Below are 5,984 nucleotides of genomic sequence, written 5' to 3' on the forward strand. Positions count from 1 at the left end.
GACTGCCACCGTGGCGCATTGACGCCTCGGCTTGGGCGAGTCCATCCAATTACATGTGATTGCATTCCAAGGAGCTGCCGAAAGCTGCGATCTTTTGATCCGGATGTTACAAACCAGCTGCGTTCAACCGAGCCGCATGCTCGACAAACAACCGAATCGGCTCGGCGCCCTTCCCCACCAATCCCAACGACTGATTGACGATGTCGAAGTGATCCAGCGGAAACTCATCGCCAATCACCGTCCCCAGGTGCGAGCTGTAGCGCCCGACCATCCCGTCGCAGTGTCCCGCTTCACGAATGAAAGTCCTGGCGAACAACTGGCAACTGCGGTTGGTGCCATCGAGCAGGTTGCGTCCGCGATCGGTCTTGCCTGGTTGCAGAGTTCCGGACCAGGAGTAATAACGCACACCGTTCACTTCTTCCGGCCCGTGCCCGCCCCAGGTCTCGGGCAGCCCTTGTGGATAACGCTGGTTGAACAGCGCCACGCCTTCGGTGGTGAGGGAATGATGGGACGCATGAATATCCACAGGCAGCTTGGGCCCGTGATAGCCGGTGTCCAGCAGGCACATCAGCGCGTTGACCATGCGCAACAAAAAGCTCAGTAGCCGCCCCTTGGCACTGTCGTGCGGATAGTGCTTGTGCAGGTAATCGGCCAGTTCCGAACCGTGATTCGGCCCCGCCACGGAAGTCACCGAGGCGACCAGATCCGGGCGCTTGGCTGCCGCATATCGCGCCGTCAACGAGCCTTGGCTGTGGCCAATCAGATTGACCTTCTCGGCCCCGGTTTCGCGCAGAATCTCCTCGATCCGCGCCAGCAATTGCTCGCCCCGCACTTCATTGGAGTTGAGCGGCGAGACCTGCACCGCGAACACGATGGCGCCGCCACGGCGCAACGCATCAACGATCCCGTACCAGTACGGATAAAGCACCAAACGGATGAACCCGAGCATTCCCGGGACCAGCACCAGTGGATAGCGCGGGGTAGAACCTTGCGACATGGGCGGACATCCTTGTGATCGAGAAGTGACGCAAGGCGGGATGCAAGACATCCGCCAAGCATCGCCAGCGAAGATGACAACTCGACGACCAGTCTATGACATCCGCTCTACTTCAACCCTACCACGCCCGCCACGATCAGCCCGACCGACAACAACTTCACCGCCGTCAGGCTCTCCCCCAGCAACGCAAACCCGAGAAACACCGTGCCCAGCGACCCGATAGCGGTCCAGATCGGGTAGGCAATGCTCACCGGCAATTCGCGCATGGCCAGGGTCAGGAAGTAAATCCCGCCCACTGCGGCAACGACAGTGATCAGCGACGGCCAGAGCCGGGTGAAGCCTTCGGCGTACTTCATGCCCATGGCGAACGTCACCTCAAACCCGGCGGCGATCAGCAGAAACAGCCAGGCCATCTAGAACTCCCTGGCCAGCGCCAGCAAGCGCTGTTCGGCCTCGGCGGCGGAGACCGCGAAGGTGCGCGCCTCGGACTCTTCGCCCTCGGCGGCGACCACCGTGATATCGGTGATGCCGATGAAGCCCAATGCCGTGCGCAGTAATGGATCGGCATGGTTCATGGCTTCCAGCTCACCGCCCGGACCAAAGCCGAAGCCACCGCGACTGGTGACGATCAAGGCCTTTTTACTGTGCACCAACGGTTCGTACTGGGCCACGCCGTTGTCCAGCGTGTGGTTGAACGTCAGGCCGAGCCGCACGATCTGATCGATCCAGGCCTTCAAGCCGCTGGGCACGCTGAAGTTGTGCATTGGCGTGGAAATCACCAGCAGGTCATGGCCGAGCAACTCGCCGACCAGTTCATCGCTGAACGCCAGATCGGCTTGCATCGACAAGGGACGGGCCTCGGGTTCGGGATAAAACGCGGCGGCCACAAACGCTTCATTGACCGGCGGAATCAACGCTCGCCCGACTTCACGGCGCGTCAGTTGCGCATGCGGATGACGCGTCTGCAACGCCGAGAGAAACACCTCGGCCAGACGCCGCGAATGCGAACGTTCACCTCGTGGGCTGGCATGAACGGCAAGAATTTTACTCATCTGAATCTCCTCAAGGACTAAACTCAAACTGCTTGTGGCTTGCAGCTTGAAGCTCACAGCCGTTCCTCTTCAAATGAGCAAAAATCACTCGGGATGAATCCATTTCATCCGTGGAGCATTCAATGTTTGCCTCGTTGCCGCTGACCGCCCTGCGCGCCTTTGAGTCAGCCTCACGCTTGCTGAGCTTCAAGGACGCCGCCGAAGAACTGGCCGTTACCCCGACGGCGGTGTCGCACCAGATTCGTTCACTGGAAACCTGGCTCGGCGTGCCGCTGTTCGAGCGCCTGCCCCGCCAGGTACGCCTGACTGAATGCGGCGAACGGCTGTTCCACAGCCTGCACGGTGCTTTTCTGGAAGTAGCGCAAAGCGTCGACACCCTGCGGCCGCAGCGCAGCGGCACAAACCTGACGATCTCCACCACCGCAGCCTTCGCCGCCCTGTGGCTGGTGCCACGGCTGGGACGTTTCTACGCCCAGCACCCGAACATCAATGTACGGCTGGACACCCACTGCGAAGTGATCGATTTGCATCAGGATGCCAGCGTCGATCTGGTGCTGCGCTACAGCCTTGGTGACTACCCGAACCTGTATGGCTTGTGCCTGTTCGATGAATCCTTCGGCGTTTATGGCTCACCGGAACAAGTGGCACTGGCGACCCAGCGCACGCCGACGCTGATCAGCGTGCGCTGGCACAACTCCAAGCTCTACGCCCACGGCTGGGAGGCGTGGTGCGCTCAGTCCGGCGAGACATGGCTGAGCGGCCAACCCGCCGTGCGCGAATACGACGAAGAGCATTACGCCCTGCAAGCGGCGATTGCCGGTCAAGGCTTGGTATTGGCAAGCAATATCCTGGTGTCGGAAAGCGTGACCAGCGGGTTGCTGGTGCCTTATCGGGGGGATGTGCAGGTGAATGGCGCCGGTTACAGCGCGCTGTGCGTGCCGGGTCGCGAGCGGCATCCGCCGGTGCGGGCGTTTTTTGCGTGGCTCACAGAGGAGGCGTCGGTGTCCGGACTAACGCCAAGATCGCAGCCTGCGGCAGCTCTTACAGGAGAAAGCATTTCTTTATAGGAGCTGCCGCAGGCTGCGATCTTTTTATCTACCTGGTTGGCTTGACCGTCACCGGCGCCTTGCCCGATTTCATCTGCTCCAGCAGCGGCGCGCACTGATTCGGCTCGCCGCCGCTCGGTGCCACCAATGCCAGCAGCCCCGCCGCCGGTGCGGCAATCACCCCAAGGGCAACCATCCCGGCCCCGCGCAATATCAACGGTACTGCTTTCACCCCGGCATCTGGCTTGATGAACTTGCCCCGCACGTACAGCGGTGAACGCAGCGAGATCAAGCGCCAGCCCTTGGATTCCGGGGTGATGGTCAGGTCCAGTTGTTCGGTGGCCATGTTCGCCGTGCCATCGATATAGATGATCGCGTTCTCGGTATCGAACACGAACAATCGTGTGGTCGCCAGGCCGTTCTTGATTTCGAAGTCGGACGCTGCGCAGTTGATCTTCACTTCCTTGTCGCCAAAGATTTTGCCGACCACATAGTTGCCGACGTTCAACCCGGCCAGCTCCATTAACTCGCGACTGATGGCGCCGTCGTTAATCAGCATTTTCAGGTTGCCGTTGGCGGTGCCCAGCAATTTGGCCACCGAATTGCCGCGACCGGTGATGTCGGCATCGCCATTGAGCTCACCGAAACTGGTTTTCATCGGTTCGAAGGTCGGGAACAACTGCTTGAGCTTGAAGCCCCGCGCGGTGAGTTTTGCCCGACCTTCCAAGGGCTCGGTGCGACCGTTCAGGCGAATCTGCGCATCGAGCTTGCCGCCCGCCACGCCAAAGCGCAGCGGTTCAAGGCTGAGCACGCCATCGGTCAGCACCAGGTGCGTGTAGAGATCGTTGAACGGCAGTTTTTCGCTGTGGACGATGCGTTTGCCGGTGAATTCGACGTCGGCGTCCATATCGCGCCAGCGATCGGTCTTGAACTCTTCGACCGGCAGCACCTTGTCCGCCGGCTGCTTGCTCTCGCCACCTCGGGCCTTTTGCTTGGCATTGGAATCGGCACCGATCAGCGGGGCCAGGTCGGCAAACAGCAGTTGATTGGACAGCAGCGATCCGCTGAGTTTGGGCCGTGGCTGGCCGGCGACGTAGGTCAGGCTGCCGTGGATATCACTCTCGCCGATCTTGCCGCTGAATTCTTCATAGCGAAATACTGCGCCCGTCGGCTCATGCAGCTTGGCGATCAGGTGACCGTCGGTGGCGTACGGTGGCGTATCCGGCAGGGTCACGCCGGTCAGCGGGAAAAGATTGCCCAGGCTGGTGCCGGCCAGTTTCAGGCGCAGGTCGAGGGCACCGAGATTCATCGGGTCGGTCAGCGTACCGGCCAGTTCGACGCTGGTGTCGGCGATCTTCACCTGAGCTTGCAGTGGGAACGGCCGGGCCGCGTCCTGCAAGGCCAGCAAGCCACCAATCTTGCCCTGGCCCGCCAGTTTCTGACCGTGATACTGGCCTTTGACCTTGAGGCCGAACGCATAGTCCTGTGGTGCAGCGCCCTGCTCCTGTGCGTTTTTCGCCGCTTTGTCACCGACAATCTCGCTGAACGGAATCGGCTTGCCCAACGGGTCGATCAGCACGTCGAGCTGAGTCTTCAGGTTCTGGTCGTCGAGGGTGACGTGGCCCTTGTCGAAACCGATCGCGCCGATGTCCAGCACCCACGGCGAAGGTTCGGCGTTCGGGTCTTTCGGGTCGAACTTGAAGGTCCAGTTGGCGCGACCGTCAGCCAGGCGTTGCAGTTCGGCATTGGGTTCAGTGAGGTCGATGCGCGGGATGACGACACGCTGCGCCAGCAAGGCCAGCGGCGAAATGCGCAGTTCAACGCGCTTGAGGCTGGCCATCTGCGGCGTCTTCGACCAGTCCGGGTTACCCAGGCTCAGGTCTTCGGCCACCACATGCGGCCACGGCACCCAGGCACGCCAGCCACCCTCGTCGGGCTCGCGTCGCCACACCACCGCCAGGTTGCCATTGATGGCGAACGGACGGTGCAGCTCTTCGGAAACTTTGGCATTGAGGGGTGGTTTGATCCGGTTCCAATCGAAGAACACGATGATCAGCACCAGCACGGCCAGCAGAACAACCAGGCTGCCGAGGGTCCAGGCGAGAATTTTACGGGTGCGCGTCATTGCACAGAGCTCCTGATACGGCTGAGCGCCCCGACCGCGACGCACATGAAAAACGCTGGGCCAGAACCGGCCCGCTATGGAATCTACGACTGAAAAACGGCCCGCAGGTTTAATCCGATGACCGATTTTCCAGCAATCGACAAGTCAATTCATGACTCATCAGTCGCCTTCGGCGTTACCGGCCCCGCACTTTTACGTGGCGCGAGTGAGTCGAAAATACCCACCTCGGTGCAAACACGCGGGCTTGAAAGCCCCGGTTTACAAGGCCTGCAGAGAACAATCAATTCCGTTGATTATTAACATTGCGTTTATGAACTTTTATATCGACTTATCGAGAGTAGCATTGCCCTCGTACCCAATTTATCGCCCTCCTACGGAGCACCCAATCATGAAACGCCAACTTCTGCTTAGCCTTACACTTTCAATGCTGGCCAGCACTGCTTTCGCACTGCCGGCCGCTGACCAGGCCACTCCGCAAGTCAAAGATAACCACTCGGTGTTCAGCCAAACCGTCGCTGCCGATGGTTCCGATCGCACCCCGGGCCAAACCCTGGCCGAAGGCGGTAACGATCGCCTGAAAGAAAAAAACCTGATCACTGAAGATGGCTACGATCAAACCAAACAAGGCCAGACTGTTGCCGCTGATGGTTCCGACCGCACCCCAGGCCAGACCCTTGCCGCTGACGGTTCCGATCGCACTCCAGGTCAAACCCTTGCCGCTGACGGTTCCGATCGCACTCCAGGTCAAACCCTTGCCGCTGACG

At 60.4% G+C, this 5,984-nt stretch carries 7 protein-coding genes; 3 read left to right on the top strand and 4 right to left on the bottom strand.

The annotated features are described in order from the left end of the window. Nucleotides 1-106 precede the first annotated feature (106 nt). The 3 genes from ACW9JC_RS28125 to ACW9JC_RS28135 form a co-directional block, all read right to left on the bottom strand. Complete coding sequence (locus tag ACW9JC_RS28125; protein WP_457459118.1) at nucleotides 107-997, bottom strand: lipase family alpha/beta hydrolase; 891 nt, start codon at nucleotides 995-997, stop codon at nucleotides 107-109. A 107-nt stretch (nucleotides 998-1,104) separates the two neighbouring features. Continuing rightward, the gene (locus ACW9JC_RS28130) at nucleotides 1,105-1,410 is read right to left on the bottom strand and encodes a DMT family transporter (protein ID WP_416130089.1); all 306 of its coding nucleotides are present in this window, start codon (nucleotides 1,408-1,410) and stop codon (nucleotides 1,105-1,107) included. Continuing rightward, nucleotides 1,411-2,049, bottom strand: coding sequence for an FMN-dependent NADH-azoreductase (locus ACW9JC_RS28135; RefSeq protein ID WP_457459120.1), 639 nt, complete (start codon nucleotides 2,047-2,049; stop codon nucleotides 1,411-1,413). Between the two features lie 110 nt (nucleotides 2,050-2,159). On the opposite strand from ACW9JC_RS28135, the gene ACW9JC_RS28140 reads away from it, so the two are divergent. After that, on the top strand, nucleotides 2,160-3,116 hold the full coding sequence (locus ACW9JC_RS28140; RefSeq protein ID WP_457459122.1) for a LysR substrate-binding domain-containing protein: 957 nt from the start codon (nucleotides 2,160-2,162) through the stop codon (nucleotides 3,114-3,116). A gap of 28 nt (nucleotides 3,117-3,144) precedes the next feature. Here the strand turns inward: ACW9JC_RS28140 and ACW9JC_RS28145 are convergent, their stop codons facing one another. Beyond that, entirely contained in the window at nucleotides 3,145-5,220 is a 2,076-nt protein-coding gene (locus ACW9JC_RS28145; RefSeq protein WP_457459124.1) for an AsmA family protein, read from the bottom strand. Between the two features lie 117 nt (nucleotides 5,221-5,337). Here ACW9JC_RS28145 and ACW9JC_RS28150 point away from each other — a divergent pair, with 117 nt between their 5' ends. Both ACW9JC_RS28150 and ACW9JC_RS28155 read left to right on the top strand, forming a co-directional pair. Further along, nucleotides 5,338-5,520 (top strand): hypothetical protein, encoded by a 183-nt coding sequence (locus ACW9JC_RS28150; protein WP_416130085.1) that lies wholly within the window; start codon nucleotides 5,338-5,340, stop codon nucleotides 5,518-5,520. An 88-nt stretch (nucleotides 5,521-5,608) separates the two neighbouring features. Beyond that, a partial coding sequence (locus ACW9JC_RS28155; protein WP_457459126.1) for a hypothetical protein occupies nucleotides 5,609-5,984 on the top strand: 376 nt, incomplete at its 3' end.

The organism is Pseudomonas sp. SDO5591_S426, from assembly GCF_054070755.1.

Bases quoted from the DNA above. Each gene is read 5' to 3' on its own strand.
- ACW9JC_RS28145 (WP_457459124.1), bottom strand. From the start codon at position 5,220: ATGACGCGCACCCGTAAAATTCTCGCCTGGACCCTCGGCAGCCTGGTT.
- ACW9JC_RS28130 (WP_416130089.1), bottom strand. From the start codon at position 1,410: ATGGCCTGGCTGTTTCTGCTGATCGCCGCCGGGTTTGAGGTGACGTTC.
- ACW9JC_RS28150 (WP_416130085.1), top strand. From the start codon at position 5,338: ATGACCGATTTTCCAGCAATCGACAAGTCAATTCATGACTCATCAGTC.
- ACW9JC_RS28125 (WP_457459118.1), bottom strand. From the start codon at position 997: ATGTCGCAAGGTTCTACCCCGCGCTATCCACTGGTGCTGGTCCCGGGA.
- ACW9JC_RS28135 (WP_457459120.1), bottom strand. From the start codon at position 2,049: ATGAGTAAAATTCTTGCCGTTCATGCCAGCCCACGAGGTGAACGTTCG.